Below are 14,757 nucleotides of genomic sequence, written 5' to 3'. Positions count from 1 at the left end.
TTGGAGAAGGAGTTTCAGAAATTTCCATCCTTCTCGATTCTTGATGACTGTTATCCTTGGGATCTGAGTGAGATTTATGATGCTCCAGCTCTTTTGTTTTACAAAGGGAATCTGGATTTATTGAAATTTCCAAAGGTTGCTCTTGTAGGGAGTCGTTCTTGTTCGAGTCAAGGTGCTAAGTCGATCCAGAAAATTATCCAAGGTTTAGAAGTTGGTTGGGACTAAACCACCTTTAAAATAGTTACCAACTGGCATAGCAAAGATGGTGAAAATATACTCTTCTGCTGGTTTAACCCCAATAATATCCCCAACACCAATCAAAAGTGGACGAAGATAAAGGGTTCCACCTGTTCCATATGGTGGGACGTATTCTTCATTTGCACGCACAACTGCTTTACAAGCTTCTACAAACATTTCTGTCGGAACTTGTGGCATCAAAAGACGGTCACAAGTACGTTGCAAACGCTTAGCATTTTCGTCAGGACGGAACAGTTGAACACTGCCGTCCTTGGTACGATAGGCTTTCAATCCCTCAAATGCTTGCTGTCCATAGTGGAGACTTGGAGAAGACTCTGAAATATGCAAGGTTGCATCCTCTGTCAATTCTCCTTGATTCCATTGACCATTTTTGTAGTGAGCGATATAACGGTAAGGTAGTTTCATATAAGCAAATCCAAGGTTTTCCCAATCAATTGCAACTGTCATGTGTTTCTCCTTTATACTATTCAAACTATGTGTTCTATTCTACACTTTTCTAGTAAAATTTCAAGTATTATTTGTAATTTTCTGAAAATTTTTTCAACATAAAGAAATCAGCCCTCTGGACTGATTCTTTTTAAGAATTTGCTTTATCTTCTTTAAAGACTTCTTTGAGGTAAGCATCGAAAACTTCTTCATCTGAAATGGTGTCTGATATAAAGCTTCCATTGCTAGTGCGTTCAGACAAGTTCAAATCTTGCAATCGGCTCTCATAGATTGTTCCCTTGTTAGATTGGACAAGGAGCGTTTGGTCGTTTTCTTCTACTTCTGTACTAAAAAGATCACCAACGAAACCTTGCTCTGCAACTGCTCCTGCTAAAAAGACACGGTGCGGTTTGTTTTTCAACTCACGCAAGACTTGTAGGCCTCGTTTGGCACGGCTGGTCGCTGGAATTTCCTCAATGGAAACTCGTTTCAAGCTTCCACGTTGGGTCAAGAGGTAGAAGGATGAGGTGTTACAGATAAAGGCAGCCTGAAGTGCATCATCTGCTTTCAGGTTCATAGCCTTGACACCTGCAGCCTTGGCACCGACAACGGGAACCTCTTCGATATTGAAACGAAGGGCATAACCGTTTTGACTAATCAAGAGAACATCATCTAGTTTGATTGGAGCTACTGCTACTATCTGGTCTGTCTCGTCTTTAAGCTTAGCATATTTAACAGACTTCGACTTGTAGGTCCGCCATGGAGAGAATTCTTTGCGTTCTACGCGTTTGATTTGGCCGAGACGAGTAGCTGCAAAGTAGGTTGTCGCATCATCAAACTGATCTACCACTTCAACATAAAGGATTTCTTCGTTCGTTTCGAAGTTTGTAATGGTCTGGCTCAGATGCTCTCCGATATCTTTCCAGCGAATATCTGCCAATTCATGGATTGGTCGATAGATGACATTTCCAAGAGTTGTAAACATCAAGAGGTGCTGGGTTGTCTTGGCAGATTGAACAAAGATCAAACGATCATCATCACGCTTGCCAATTTCTTCCAGCGTAGATGCTGCAAAGGAACGTGGGCTAGTACGCTTGATGTAACCAGCCTTGGTCACGCTAACATAGGTATCTTCCTCAGCAATCAAACTAGCTGTATCAATCTCGATAACTTTCGCAGTGTCTTCTAAGGTACTCAAACGTGGAGTCGCAAATTTCTTTTTGACCTCACGGAGTTCTTTCTTCATGAGATTGTACATAGTCCGTTCATCACCGATGATAGCCGCAAGCATGGCAATCTTTTCACGCAATTCTGCTTCTTCTTCCTGCAAGACAACCACGTCTGTATTGGTCAAACGGTAAAGTTGCAAGGTAACGATGGCCTCAGCCTGCTCTTCTGTAAACTCATAGCTGACCTTGAGGTTTTCCTTGGCGTCAGCCTTGTTCTCAGAAGCACGGATAAGGGCAATGACTTCGTCCAAAATCGAAATCACGCGAATCAAACCTTCAACGATATGGAGACGTTTCTCAGCCTTTTCCTTGTCAAAGCGTGAACGAGCCAAAATCACTTCACGACGGTGGGCGATATAGCTAGACAAAATTGGGACAATCCCAACCTGACGAGGTGTGAAATTGTCAATCGCCACCATGTTGAAGTTGTAGTTGATTTGAAGGTCAGTGTATTTGAAGAGATAGTTGAGTACGAGCTCGGTATTAGCATCTTTCTTGAGCTCAATAGCGATACGAAGACCGTCACGGTCAGACTCATCACGAACCTCAGCAATACCAGCTACCTTGTTATTGACACGAACATCATCGATTTTCTTGACGAGATTGGCTTTATTGATTTCATAAGGAATCTCAGTGATAACGATTTGTTCCTTACCACCTTTTAGCTTTTCAATCTCCGTCTTAGAGCGAACGGCCACGCGCCCTTTCCCAGTTTCATAGGCCTTTTTGATTTCGTCACGGCCTTGGATAATCCCTCCAGTCGGGAAATCTGGTCCAGGCAAGAATTCCATCAGCTTATCCACCTTGGCAGTTGGGTGGTCAATCATGTAGACTGTCGCATCGATAACTTCGGCCAAATTATGTGGTGGAATGTCCGTAGCATATCCAGCTGAAATCCCAGTCGAACCATTGACCAAAAGGTTGGGAAAGGCTGCTGGTAAGACAGTTGGTTCTTTCTCGGTATCGTCAAAGTTCCACGCAAAAGGAACGGTCTTTTTCTCGATGTCCTGAAGGAGATAACCTGCAATCTCAGACAAACGTGCCTCTGTATAACGCATAGCCGCCGGCGGATCTCCGTCCATAGAACCGTTGTTACCGTGCATTTCAACTAGAATCTCACGATTTTTCCAGTCCTGAGACATACGGACCATGGCATCATAGATGGAACTGTCACCGTGTGGGTGGAAATTCCCCATGATATTCCCGACAGACTTGGCAGACTTACGGTAGCTCTTGTCAAAAGTATTGCCATCCTTATTCATCGAATAAAGAATGCGACGCTGAACCGGCTTCAAACCATCCCGAATGTCTGGCAAAGCCCGGTCTTGAATAATATACTTGGAGTAGCGACCAAAGCGCTCTCCCATGATGTCCTCAAGGGACATGTTTTGAATGTTACTCATATAAGATACAAAGCCCGTAAAATGCAAAGTGAAAATACAGCGAGCGATGCTCGCAAGAGAATTTATCTTTTTCACACAGTATTTAGGGCGTGTTCAACTCCTTTCAAAGAATGTAGAGTGGTTTTTATAGAATAAGGGATAATTTACAGAAATTAGTCCCGTGTTCAGTTACTATATATAACTAAACTATCTTTTCTGTAGTTTAATCTTTTAAATTATATACTTCATTTAGTTAGTGATTTGAAAGTCTCTCCTCAGCATACTCAATCATCTTCTCAGCTACTTCCATATCATAGTCAAATCCCTCTTTTTGAGCAAGGAAATGAGCCTCTTGATGGAAAAGTTCCATGGTAGCAAATAAAGACTGAGTGAGTTTTTCTAAACTTGAGAAATCAAGTAGGTTCGAGAATTGTTTCTCTTTCTCAGCAGGTAGATAGTTAAAGAGATATTTATAGTTCTTACCAATATCAATCGTCCCCTTATCAGCTGCAACTTGCCAAGCCACGACCTTCAAGAGTTCTTGCTGACAAATCCCATAGAGATGGTCAGTAGCATAGATGACTTGCTTGCGACAGATTCCTTTGACCACGTAAGCTGACACCCACCAAAATTCATTGCAGGCTTTTTGAAAATCAATCGCACTAGCTGGGTTTGTCCAGTAACGTTGAGGATTTGGAGAATAGGGCACAAACAAGCCTTTCTCATCTTTCAAAACTGTATAATCAGCTTCACTATCCACCCACTCTTGAATATATTCCGTAGGACAGAGGGTCAAATCAATCCGATTTCCATCTTCAAAGAGCATGAGATAAAGTCGACGGTTACCTAGAACATTATGCTGCTCAATGATACGTGTTCCAAACTGGTCCAACCAAGCAAGATTACTCGTTAGATTATCTAAGTCGTCCACGACATAAACAACATCATAATCTTGAAACTCATCTTTTGGTGCTTTTGTATCAGTTCGTGAACCGGACATGGCGACAGCCTCGACTTTTAGACTTTTTGCGGTTTGTAAAATTAATCTCAGCATTTGCGCTTCACTTCTATGTTGTCTGCACATATCTTTTATAGAATTATTTTTCATTGCCGTCTTGCTCCTCTTGTTTTTGGATGCCTCGTATTCTTTTCTTCTCAAGCTCTCCTACGATCAATTGGATAGTTGAACAAATCCCCAAAACGATTAAAATAAAATATAACAAATTCATATCGTTTCTATGATATATTTGAAAGCTTCTCCATAATACAAAAGTATTTACTAATGAAAGAAGGAAAAGTAAAATAGCATTGAATCGAAGTGTTATAGCAAACTTACTCTTAAAAAACCTATAATGTTTTCCAATCCGATAGAGAGTATATAGTGAAAAAACAATCATCAAAGGTGTGAAGGCAAGTGCATAAAATAAGATAAACCCTATTCCTGAGTATGGTTTACTTTCCATTGGTAGATCTAATAGACAGATACCAATAGTGAGGATGTTCAATATAAACAAAGATACTGTACGAGCACACTCTTTTCTACCTTTATTGTTCATTAAATCATATATAATTCCAAAAATGGCCAAGAGAACAAGGAAAAAAGGCATCATTAATAACGTAATCAATCCAGCACCTCCAATAGTTTTAGCGATTGTTTACATGCAAAAGATGATCGTCGCCTTTACTTGAACTTTACAACTCCCCTGTATGGTAAAGTTTATACCCTTCGTAATAATATGAAGCATCCACCCCCTGAAAAAAACGGGCTTGAGTGAGGTCATCCGTCAGATTATTGAAGAGGAGATACTTGAGTTCTTATCAGCGTCAACTTTTAAAGTTTTAACTGTTCCTAAAATCAGTCCAAGCATTTAGGGTTCTGTTCTCATATTTCTCTCCTTCATCACTTAGAGCTGTTTGAAATTGTTTTTCATTATATATCGTAAACCATTTGCCATCTCTTACATAATCTAAGCAATTAATCACTATTCCCTACCAAAAAGTATTCTGTGTCTTACTGATTTCGTTTGGTGTAATGGAGATAGAGAGGAGGAAGATAGGAAACTAGAATCATCAAAATCATTACCAAGAATGTCAACAGATGGATCTGAACTAAATTTACCACATACCATCCCAGAATACCTACAGATAGGGGGCCTAAAACATAGGATAGGAAAATCAAAAAAGCCTTCCACCGTTTCTCCGGATAGACGTAACACAATCGAATAAGTGTGTAGACTAAGGCTCCTGCTATCAAAGGAAAACCAATAAACAGCATAATAGCAGTCGCTACTAAAGCACTGGATTCTGAGGAATCCATATTAAATAAAAGCATCAAGATCATAAATAAAGTAAATACAATCGGTGCATATAATCCTTGGAAACTTTTTTTTCGACTATTGATGTAGAATGCAAGAATAGCCGAGGGTAAAGAAACTAAGAAAATCAAACCCAAATAACTTCCAAAAATCGAATGTCCGGAACTATCCATTATTCATACTCCTTAAAACACTGTCGCTTCCTCCAGCGTAAACTTAACATTATCTTCAATCCATTTACGGCGTGGTTCAACCTTGTCTCCCATGAGGACATTGACGCGACGTTCAGCGCGTGCTAGGTCTTCGATGGTGACACGGATAAGAGTGCGGGTTTCTGGATTCATGGTTGTTTCCCAGAGCTGATCTGCGTTCATTTCACCAAGTCCCTTGTAGCGTTGGAGGGTTGCGCCTTTACCAAACTGTTTGCGGAGTTCTTCTAGTTCTCCGTCTGTCCAAGCATAAGCTACTTCTTCTTTCTTGCCTTTGCCTTTGGACATCTTGTAAAGAGGCGGAAGGGCAATATAGACATGGCCTGCCTCAACTAGCGGACGCATGTAACGATAGAAAAATGTCAAGAGCAAGGTCTGGATATGGGCACCATCGGTGTCCGCATCGGTCATGATAATGATCTTGTCATAGTTGGCATCTTCAATGGAGAAGTCTGCACCCACACCCGCACCAATGGTATAAATCATGGTATTAATTTCTTCATTTTTGAGGATATCCGCCATCTTAGCCTTGGCTGTATTAATCACCTTACCACGAAGAGGTAAGATAGCCTGGAACTTGCGGTCACGACCTTGTTTGGCAGAACCACCGGCAGAGTCACCCTCGACTAGATAGAGTTCATTCTTAGCTGGATTTTTAGACTGGGCTGGCGTTAATTTACCAGAAAGCAAGCCCTTGTCTTTCTTATTCTTCTTGCCATTTCGGCTCTCATCACGCGCCTTACGTGCTGCTTCACGAGCATCACGGGCCTTGATAGCCTTGCGAATGAGATTAGAAGCTAGTTCTCCATTTTCCATGAGGAAGAAGGTCAACTTATCAGCCACAATTCCATCTACAACAGGACGAGCCAGAGGACTCCCTAGTTTATCCTTGGTCTGACCTTCAAACTGGAGGTGTTCTTCAGGAACTAGGATAGAAAGAACGGCTGCAAGTCCCTCACGATAATCTGAACCCTCAAGGTTTTTATCTTTTTCCTTGAGAAGTCCCGTTTTACGAGCGTAGTCATTCATAACCTTGGTAATGGCAGACTTAAGTCCTGTCTCATGCGTTCCACCATCTTTCGTGCGAACGTTATTGACAAAGGATAGAATATTATCTGAAAAACCATCATTGTACTGGAGGGCAACTTCCACTTGGAAACTATTGTCTTCGCCTTCAAAGTATAGGACTGGCGTCAAGGTTTCCTTGTCTTCATTGAGGTAAGAAACAAAGTCTTGTACCCCGTTCTCATAATGGAATTCGATAGATTCATCTGTTCGTTTGTCTGTTAATGACAAGGTTACATTTTTTAAGAGAAAGGCTGACTCATTAAGACGCTCTGAAATGGTATTGTACTTGAAATCTGTCGTAGAAAAGATACTAGCATCCGGCATAAAGGTAACTTTAGTACCTGTCTTAGACTTAGGTGCTGTTCCAACCTTTTCAAGAGTTGTTACGGGCTTCCCACCATTTTCAAAACGTTGCTTGTAGACTGCACCATCACGCGTAATTTCCACTTCCAGCCAACTAGAGAGGGCGTTGACTACAGAAGAACCAACTCCGTGAAGACCACCAGAAGTCTTGTAACCACCTTGTCCGAATTTTCCCCCAGCATGGAGAATGGTAAAGATAACTTCAACAGTTGGAATTCCCATGGCGTGCATCCCTGTCGGCATCCCTCGACCATGGTCTTGAACGGTTAGACTGCCGTCTTTATTGATAGTCACATCAATGCGGTCACCAAATCCAGACAAGGCTTCATCGACTGCATTGTCCACAATTTCCCAGACTAGGTGATGGAGACCAGCACCGTCAGTCGAGCCAATATACATCCCCGGACGTTTACGGACCGCATCCAACCCTTCTAGCACCTGAATGGCGTCATCATTGTAGTTATTAATATTGATTTCCTTTTTTGACACAAGGAACCTCCTATTTGTTCATCTTTTCTATTTTACAGGTTTTCTAGCGATTTTGCAAAGCTTTTCCCTTTCAGCTGTCACAATTTCACAGGATATTCTCTGACTTTCTATACCGTTTCATGGTATAATAGTTCTATGATGACATTTGTATTATTAATTTTAGCTTATTTGCTAGGTTCGATTCCGTCTGGTCTTTGGATTGGACAAATCTTCTTTCAAACAAATCTGCGTGAACACGGCTCTGGAAACACCGGAACAACCAATACTTTCCGAATTTTAGGTAAGAAAGCGGGTATGGCAACCTTTGTGATTGACTTCTTTAAAGGAACCTTGGCCACTCTCCTTCCTATTCTTTTCCACCTACAAGGTGCATCACCTCTTGTATTTGGACTTTTGGCTGTGATTGGACATACTTTCCCTATCTTTGCAGGATTTAAGGGGGGCAAGGCTGTCGCAACTAGCGCTGGAGTTGTTTTCGGATTTGCGCCTGCCTTCTGTCTCTATCTAGCAATCGTATTCTTTGGAAGCCTCTATCTAGGTAGTATGATTTCACTGTCTAGCGTTACTGCTTCTATCGCAGCCGTTATCGGAGTTCTCCTATTTCCACTATTTGGTTTTATCCTAAACAGCTATGACCCTCTCTTCATTTTGATTATCCTAGCACTTGCTAGCTTGATTATCATTCGTCACAAGGATAATATCACACGTATCAAAAATAAAACTGAAAATCTTGTCCCTTGGGGATTGAACCTAACCCATCAAAATCCAAAAAAATAAAACGCCAGTTTGAAACTGACGTTTTTTTGTATGCTTATTTTGACTTGATGTAGTTGATACCGTCTGCCTTAGGTGCAACTGCTTTTCCAAAGAAGGCTGCCAAGACAAGGATGGTCAAGACATAAGGGGCGATTTGAAGGTAAACCGCTGGCACTCCTTGTAGGAAAGGTAATTGAGAACCGATAACTGCCAAACTTTGTGAAAGTCCGAAGAAGAGACTAGAAAGCATAGCACCGATTGGGTTCCATTTACCAAAGATCATTGCCGCAAGAGCGATAAATCCAGGACCGACAATAGTTGTCACTGAGAAGTTAACTGAAATGGATTGAGCATAAATCGCTCCCCCAATTCCACCAAGGAAACCTGAAATAACAACCCCAAGATATCTCATTTTGTAGACATTGATCCCCAAGGTATCCGCTGCTTGAGGGTGTTCACCGACAGAGCGAAGACGAAGACCAAAGCGGGTCTTGAAGAGGATAAACCAAGCAAGGAAAGAGAAGGCAATCGCGATATAACCTAGTAGACTGGTTGACTTGAAGAAGATATCTCCAATCACTGGGATATCAGCCAAAACTGGGAAATCAAAACGTCCAAAAGTTTGGCTTAAGTTATCCGTTTGTCCTTTGTTATAAAGAACTTTAACCAAGAAAACCGCTAGGGCAGGCGCCATCAAGTTCAATACTGTACCACTGACAACATGGTCCGCACGGAAATGAACTGTAGCGACTGCATGGATGAGGGAGAAAATAGCTCCCACGATACCAGCAACTAACAAGGAAATCCAAGGAGTAGCTGCTCCAAGTTGTTCTGCAAACTCAAGGTTAAAGACAACCCCAGAAAAGGCCCCCATAACCATAATTCCTTCAAGACCGACATTGACAACACCAGCACGTTCAGAGAAAACGCCTCCGATACTCGTAAAAATAAGTGGTGCTGAGTAAATCAGCATAGAAGAGACCAAGAGGGTGAGTAATGTTGTAATAGACATCCTTACTTACCTCCTTTAACTTGTTTTTTAGGTTTGACAAAGCGTTCGATAATATAGTGAACGCTGACAAAGAAGATAATAGACGCTGTTACAATGCTAACAAGCTCAGACGGAACTTGTGCTGCGTTCATCCCCGGTGCTCCTACTTGCAAAACTCCAAATAAGAAGGCTGCAAAGAGAATTCCAATTGGTGAATTTCCAGCAAGCAAACTAACTGCCATCCCGTTAAATCCGATAGCTAATGATGATCCCTGAACGTAAACGTTTTGGAAGGTTCCAAGACCTTCGACAGCTCCACCAAGACCAGCCAAAGCACCAGAGATAATCATTGATAGAATGATTGTACGTTTTGCTGAAATACCAGCGTACTCTGAAGCGTGGGGATTGAGACCAACTGCGCGAATTTCAAAACCGAGAGTCGTTTTCTTGAGCAAGAACCAAATCACGCCAACAGCAATGATTGCAAAGAAGATTCCGATATTCATACGAGAATTTCCAGTCAACTCTGATAACCATGGGGTCTGGTATGTAGCGTTGGCACTAACACGAATCGTTGAGTCTGTACTTTGCATAATATCTTTAGGAAAGGCATGAATAAAGGCATTTCCCACATACAATACAATGTAGTTCATCATGATGGTCACAATGACCTCTGACGTACCGAGATAGGCTCTGAGGATACCTGGAATTGCTCCAACAATTCCACCTGCGATCAAAGCAATGATCACTGTCAATGGAATCAAAACGAGACGAGGCATGTCTGGATTTGACAAGGCAAACCAACCACTGAGAATCCAGCCTGCAAGTGCTTGACCAGGAAGTCCAACGTTAAAGAAACCTGCTCGACTGGCAACTGCGAAACCTAGACCTATCAAGACAAGAGGACCCATGGCACGGAAAATTTCTCCAATCCCACGGAGGCTACCAAAAGCTGTATAGAACAACTCCTCATAGCCCCAGATAGCATCATATCCGAAGATCCACATGACAATGGCTCCGAGCAAGATTCCTAAGAATACGGAAATCAAGGGAACCGAAATTTGTTGTAACTTTTTAGACATCACTCTTCTCCTTTCCCAAGTTTCCACCTGCCATCAAGACACCAAGTTCTTGTTTGTTAGTCGTTTCTGGCGATACAATACCTTGAATCTTACCATCGTGAATAACAGCAATTCGGTCTGAGACATTTAAAATCTCATCCAATTCAAAGCTGACAACAAGGACAGCCTTACCGTTATCACGCTCTTCAATCAAACGTTTGTGGATATATTCAATGGCACCGACATCCAAACCACGAGTTGGTTGGCTGACGATAAGGAGATCAGGATCACGATCAATCTCACGAGCGATAATCGCTTTTTGTTGATTTCCTCCTGAAAGAGCTGCTGCTGGAACAAATTCGCTTGCCGCACGGACGTCAAATTCTTCCATCAATTTCTTGGCATGTGAAGTGATATTGGCATAGTTCAAGATACCATTCTTGCTGAGTGGTTCTTTGTAGTAGGTTTGAAGAGCAATATTTTCTGAAATCATCATCTCCAAAATCAAGCCATCCCGGTGACGATCCTCAGGAACGTGCCCCACGCTTAGTTCTGTAATTTGTCGAGGATGCATTCCCACAATTGATTTGCCTTTTAATTCAACGCTACCTGACTCAATCTTACGAAGACCTGTAATGGCTTGAATGAGTTCAGATTGACCATTGCCATCAATACCTGCAATACCGACAATCTCACCAGCACGAACATCCAAAGAAAGATTCTTCACAGCTGGTACACCGCGGTTTTCATTGACAACCAAGTCTTTGATAGACAAGACCACTTCTTTGGGTTGTGGTGCCTGTTTTTCCGTTTTAAAGGAGACTGAGCGTCCAACCATCATTTCTGCCAAGTCCGCATTTGTTGCCCCTGCGATTTCAACTGTCTGGATTGATTTCCCACGACGGATAACCGTGACTCGATTGGATACCGCACGAATCTCATCCAGTTTATGGGTAATCAAAATGATAGACTTCCCTTCTTTGACAAGGTTTTTCATGATTGCCATCAACTCATCAATCTCTGAAGGAGTCAATACGGCTGTAGGTTCGTCAAAGATAAGGATATCAGCACCACGATAGAGTGTTTTCAAGATCTCTACACGTTGTTGGGCACCAACGGAAATATCCGCCACCTTAGCAGCTGGATCCACTGCCAAACCATAACGTTCAGAAAGAGCCTTGATTTCTTTAGTAGCACCAGCTATATCTAGAACACCATTTTTAGTGATTTCACTCCCTAAAATGATATTCTCAGCTACTGTAAAAGCTTCAACCAACATGAAATGTTGGTGAACCATCCCAATTCCAAGACCAGCGGCTTTAGATGGTGAGTCTAGTTTTACAACCTGACCATTCACCACAATTTCACCACTCGTTGGTTCAAGAAGTCCTGCCAGCATATTCATCAGAGTGGATTTACCCGCTCCATTTTCTCCTAAAAGTGCATGGATTTCACCTTTTCGCAGTTGCAAGTTGATTTTGTCGTTTGCTACAAATTCACCAAACACCTTGGTAATATCCCGCATCTCAATGACATTTTCGTGTGCCATATGCTCTTCCTTTCAGAGGTTTATTTTATTTCAATAAAACCTGCTAATCACATTAACAAGCTCTATTGAGACAAAAATTGCCTCAATTCTTAAAGAAGCGACCAATGGCCGCTTCCTAAGAAATGACTTTTATCCATTATTTTTCAGGAACTTTTACGCTTCCGTCAAGGATTTTAGCTTTTGCATCTTCAACAGCTTTTTTACCTTCTTCTGAAAGGTTTGTTACTGCTAGCTCAACCCCTTTATCTTTCAATGAGTAAACAATCACTTGTCCACCAGGGAATTCACCTTTTTCTGTTTTGTTGGCAATATCTTTTACAGTTGTACCAACTTGTTTCAATGTAGATACAAGAACAAAGTTAGATTCTTTACCATCTTTAGAAGTGTATTTACCTTCTGCTGCTTGGTCACGGTCTACACCGATAACCCAAACTTTTTCGTTTTCATTTTTGTTTTCGTTCAATGATTTTGCTTCAGCAAAGACACCAGCACCTGTACCACCAGCTGCTTGGTAGACAACGTCTGCACCGGCAGCGTATTGAGCTGCTGCAATTGTTTTACCTTTGGCAGCATCACCAAATGAACCAGCGTAGTCAACTTGGACTTTGATAGATGGGTCTACTGACTCAACACCAGCTTTGAATCCAGCTGCAAAACGTGAAATAACTTCAGATTCGATACCACCTACAAAACCAACTTGTTTTGTTTTCGTAGTTTTCGCTGCTGCAACACCAGCAAGGTAAGCTGCTTCGTTATCCGCAAATCTTACGCTCGCAACATTATTTTGACCTTCAATCACATCATCAATCAAGACATAGTTTAGGTCAGAGTGGTCTTTTGCTGCTTCCTCAACTGCATTGTGAAGGGCAAAACCAACACCGAAGATCAGGTTGTAACTTCCAGCCGCTTGTTGCAAGTTGTTAGCATAGTCTGCTTCGCTTGTTGATTGGAAGTAAGTGTAACCTTTATCTTTAGAAAGATTGTGTTCTTTACCCCAGTCTTGCAAACCTTCCCAAGCTGATTGGTTAAATGATTTATCATCAACACCACCAGTATCTGTTACGATTGCTGCTTTGGTCTTCATTTCTGATGAAGATGAAGCTGCGTTACGAGAAGAGCGGTTACCACATGCAGCAAGTCCAACTGCTGCTACTGCAACTAGACCAAGGCCTAGCCATTGTTTCTTGTTCATTACTGAACCTCCTAAATAAGATGTGCAACGATGTTGCAAGTATGGATTGGTTGGCCACAAGGACCACAGCCACTACAAGAGCGGCCCAGACTAATTTAAGTCTGTAAATGAGTATGGAAGTAACTCCCCGACCGTCATCTCGACCGTCGATTTATCTTTAGCGACTAAAGTCACTTTTAGATCTTGTTCAAAAAATTCAACCATGACCTGGCGGCAAGCACCACATGGCGAGATGGGTTTTTCAGTTTGTCCGTAGACAATCAATTCTGAAAATTCCCGTTTCCCCTCAGAGACTGCCTTGAAGATAGCTGTACGTTCCCCACAGTTAGTCAAGGGATAACTAGCATTCTCGATGTTCACACCTGTATAAATACTACCATCCTTGGCTACTAAAACAGCTCCGATAGGAAAGTGAGAATAGGGCACGTAGGCATTCTTGCTGGTTTCAATTGCTAGTTCAATTAACTCAGTAGTCGCCATCAGCCAATTCTCCTTTTAAGATTGCTACACCAGCGGATGTTCCAATACGAGTAGCACCTGCTTCCACAAAAGCGACAGCATCCGCATATGAACGAGCTCCACCAGCTGCCTTAACTCCCATATCTGGTCCGACTGTTTTACGCATCAACTGAACATCCTCAATAGTGGCACCACCAGTTGAAAATCCAGTTGATGTTTTGACAAAGTCAGCGCCTGCTTTCTGGGATAATTGGCAAGCCACAACCTTTTCATCGTCTGTCAACAAGCAAGCTTCAATAATGACCTTCACCAACTTGTCACCACTTGCTTCTACGACAGCACGGATGTCCGATTCAACTAAATCCAGATTGCCTGATTTGAGAGCACCGACATTGATAACCATATCAATCTCATCTGCACCATTTTGGACAGCTTCTTTTGTTTCAAAAGCTTTCACAGCTGAAGTTGTTGCTCCCAAAGGAAAACCTACTACTGTACAAACTTTTACATCTGAGCCTTCAAGCCCTGTTTTCGCATGTTTCACCCATGTGGGATTAACACAAACGCTGGCAAAGTCATACTCACGCGCTTCAGATAGCAAACAATCAATTTGTTCTTGGCTTGCATCTTGCTTTAAAAGCGTATGATCAATATATTTATTTAACTTCATATTCGGATTCTCCCTGGTTTTATGAGATAATTTCTATAATTTCTCGTAAACTTTGCACTCCATCATTTATTTTAACATATTTTTGAAATTCTGTAACTAGTTCAGAAGAAATTTTTCCATTTGTATAAACTTTTGCAACAATTTCCCCTTTTTGAACGGAGTCTCCAACCTTCTTCTCAAAAACAATCCCTGTTTCATAGTCCAAGTCATCAGACTTGATTGCACGACCAGCTCCTAGTCTCATGGCATAGAGGCCAAATTCCATTGCAGGAAGAGCTGAAATAACACCCGTATCTTGAGCTGGAATTTCCACCACATGGGCAACTTTGACGGGGCGATA

Annotated in this window: 12 protein-coding genes and 3 pseudogenes; 2 read left to right on the top strand and 13 right to left on the bottom strand. The window is 41.9% G+C overall.

Going from position 1 to position 14,757, the window contains the following annotated elements; translation table 11 throughout:
• Positions 1 to 210, top strand: a pseudogene (locus tag GMD4S_RS05265) (DNA-processing protein DprA); the annotation flags it as partial.
• On the opposite strand, the pseudogene GMD4S_RS05260 reads toward GMD4S_RS05265, so the two are convergent.
• From GMD4S_RS05260 to parE, 6 genes and pseudogenes are all read right to left on the bottom strand, one after another.
• Positions 208 to 705 (bottom strand): annotated as a pseudogene (locus tag GMD4S_RS05260) (aminotransferase class IV); the annotation flags it as partial. The pseudogenes GMD4S_RS05265 and GMD4S_RS05260 overlap by 3 nt on opposite strands.
• A 130-nt stretch (positions 706 to 835) precedes the next feature.
• Entirely contained in the window at positions 836 to 3,316 is a 2,481-nt protein-coding gene (gene parC, locus GMD4S_RS05255) for a DNA topoisomerase IV subunit A (RefSeq protein WP_008289234.1), read from the bottom strand.
• 232 nt (positions 3,317 to 3,548) lie between these two features.
• A complete protein-coding gene (locus GMD4S_RS05250; RefSeq protein WP_000794837.1) occupies positions 3,549 to 4,403 on the bottom strand; it encodes an aminoglycoside 6-adenylyltransferase in 855 nt (284 codons plus the stop codon).
• Positions 4,393 to 4,905 (bottom strand): hypothetical protein, encoded by a 513-nt coding sequence (locus GMD4S_RS05245; RefSeq protein WP_000982617.1) that lies wholly within the window; start codon positions 4,903 to 4,905, stop codon positions 4,393 to 4,395. The genes GMD4S_RS05250 and GMD4S_RS05245 overlap by 11 nt, the downstream gene beginning before the upstream one ends.
• Positions 4,906 to 5,306: 401 nt before the next feature.
• Positions 5,307 to 5,783, bottom strand: a complete 477-nt coding sequence (locus tag GMD4S_RS12870; protein WP_000378451.1) for a hypothetical protein — start codon at positions 5,781 to 5,783, stop codon at positions 5,307 to 5,309.
• 12 nt (positions 5,784 to 5,795) lie between these two features.
• A complete protein-coding gene (gene parE / locus GMD4S_RS05235; protein ID WP_000037269.1) occupies positions 5,796 to 7,739 on the bottom strand; it encodes a DNA topoisomerase IV subunit B in 1,944 nt (647 codons plus the stop codon).
• Between the two features lie 135 nt (positions 7,740 to 7,874).
• Here parE and plsY point away from each other — a divergent pair, with 135 nt between their 5' ends.
• Complete coding sequence (plsY, locus tag GMD4S_RS05230; protein ID WP_008289233.1) at positions 7,875 to 8,516, top strand: glycerol-3-phosphate 1-O-acyltransferase PlsY; 642 nt, start codon at positions 7,875 to 7,877, stop codon at positions 8,514 to 8,516.
• Positions 8,517 to 8,550: 34 nt separating this feature from the next.
• On the opposite strand, the gene GMD4S_RS05225 is transcribed toward plsY, so the two are convergent.
• From GMD4S_RS05225 to deoA, 7 genes and pseudogenes are all read right to left on the bottom strand, one after another.
• Positions 8,551 to 9,507: an ABC transporter permease gene (locus GMD4S_RS05225; RefSeq protein ID WP_000029114.1), complete on the bottom strand. Its 957-nt coding sequence runs from the start codon at positions 9,505 to 9,507 to the stop codon at positions 8,551 to 8,553.
• A gap of 2 nt (positions 9,508 to 9,509) precedes the next feature.
• Positions 9,510 to 10,568 carry an ABC transporter permease gene (locus tag GMD4S_RS05220; RefSeq protein WP_000038684.1) on the bottom strand — a complete coding sequence of 353 codons (1,059 nt, stop codon included), beginning with the start codon at positions 10,566 to 10,568 and terminating at the stop codon, positions 9,510 to 9,512.
• Positions 10,561 to 12,096, bottom strand: coding sequence for an ABC transporter ATP-binding protein (locus GMD4S_RS05215; protein WP_000929832.1), 1,536 nt, complete (start codon positions 12,094 to 12,096; stop codon positions 10,561 to 10,563). The genes GMD4S_RS05220 and GMD4S_RS05215 overlap by 8 nt, the downstream gene beginning before the upstream one ends.
• 136 nt (positions 12,097 to 12,232) lie before the next feature.
• A complete protein-coding gene (locus GMD4S_RS05210; protein ID WP_001036152.1) occupies positions 12,233 to 13,288 on the bottom strand; it encodes a BMP family lipoprotein in 1,056 nt (351 codons plus the stop codon).
• A 90-nt stretch (positions 13,289 to 13,378) separates the two neighbouring features.
• Positions 13,379 to 13,768 carry a cytidine deaminase gene (locus GMD4S_RS05205; protein WP_000246104.1) on the bottom strand — a complete coding sequence of 130 codons (390 nt, stop codon included), beginning with the start codon at positions 13,766 to 13,768 and terminating at the stop codon, positions 13,379 to 13,381.
• Entirely contained in the window at positions 13,755 to 14,417 is a 663-nt protein-coding gene (gene deoC, locus GMD4S_RS05200; protein WP_000773690.1) for a deoxyribose-phosphate aldolase, read from the bottom strand. Before deoC ends, GMD4S_RS05205 begins: the two co-directional genes overlap by 14 nt.
• A gap of 19 nt (positions 14,418 to 14,436) precedes the next feature.
• A pseudogene (gene deoA, locus GMD4S_RS05195) lies at positions 14,437 to 14,757 on the bottom strand (pyrimidine-nucleoside phosphorylase); the annotation flags it as partial.

It is taken from the genome of Streptococcus sp. GMD4S (genome assembly GCF_000296955.1).
Note: the sequence above shows the minus strand (reverse complement) of the source record. Positions and strands in the feature narration are given on the sequence as shown.

What these genes read in the sequence shown, in the direction of transcription:
- GMD4S_RS05215 (WP_000929832.1), bottom strand. Translation starts at nt 12,096, where the DNA reads ATGGCACACGAAAATGTCATTGAGATGCGGGATATTACCAAGGTGTTT.
- plsY (WP_008289233.1), top strand. Translation starts at nt 7,875, where the DNA reads ATGATGACATTTGTATTATTAATTTTAGCTTATTTGCTAGGTTCGATT.
- parC (WP_008289234.1), bottom strand. Translation starts at nt 3,316, where the DNA reads ATGAGTAACATTCAAAACATGTCCCTTGAGGACATCATGGGAGAGCGC.
- GMD4S_RS05220 (WP_000038684.1), bottom strand. Translation starts at nt 10,568, where the DNA reads ATGTCTAAAAAGTTACAACAAATTTCGGTTCCCTTGATTTCCGTATTC.
- GMD4S_RS05245 (WP_000982617.1), bottom strand. Translation starts at nt 4,905, where the DNA reads ATGATGCCTTTTTTCCTTGTTCTCTTGGCCATTTTTGGAATTATATAT.
- GMD4S_RS05205 (WP_000246104.1), bottom strand. Translation starts at nt 13,768, where the DNA reads ATGGCGACTACTGAGTTAATTGAACTAGCAATTGAAACCAGCAAGAAT.
- GMD4S_RS05210 (WP_001036152.1), bottom strand. Translation starts at nt 13,288, where the DNA reads ATGAACAAGAAACAATGGCTAGGCCTTGGTCTAGTTGCAGTAGCAGCA.
- GMD4S_RS05225 (WP_000029114.1), bottom strand. Translation starts at nt 9,507, where the DNA reads ATGTCTATTACAACATTACTCACCCTCTTGGTCTCTTCTATGCTGATT.
- GMD4S_RS05250 (WP_000794837.1), bottom strand. Translation starts at nt 4,403, where the DNA reads ATGAAAAATAATTCTATAAAAGATATGTGCAGACAACATAGAAGTGAA.
- GMD4S_RS12870 (WP_000378451.1), bottom strand. Translation starts at nt 5,783, where the DNA reads ATGGATAGTTCCGGACATTCGATTTTTGGAAGTTATTTGGGTTTGATT.
- deoC (WP_000773690.1), bottom strand. Translation starts at nt 14,417, where the DNA reads ATGAAGTTAAATAAATATATTGATCATACGCTTTTAAAGCAAGATGCA.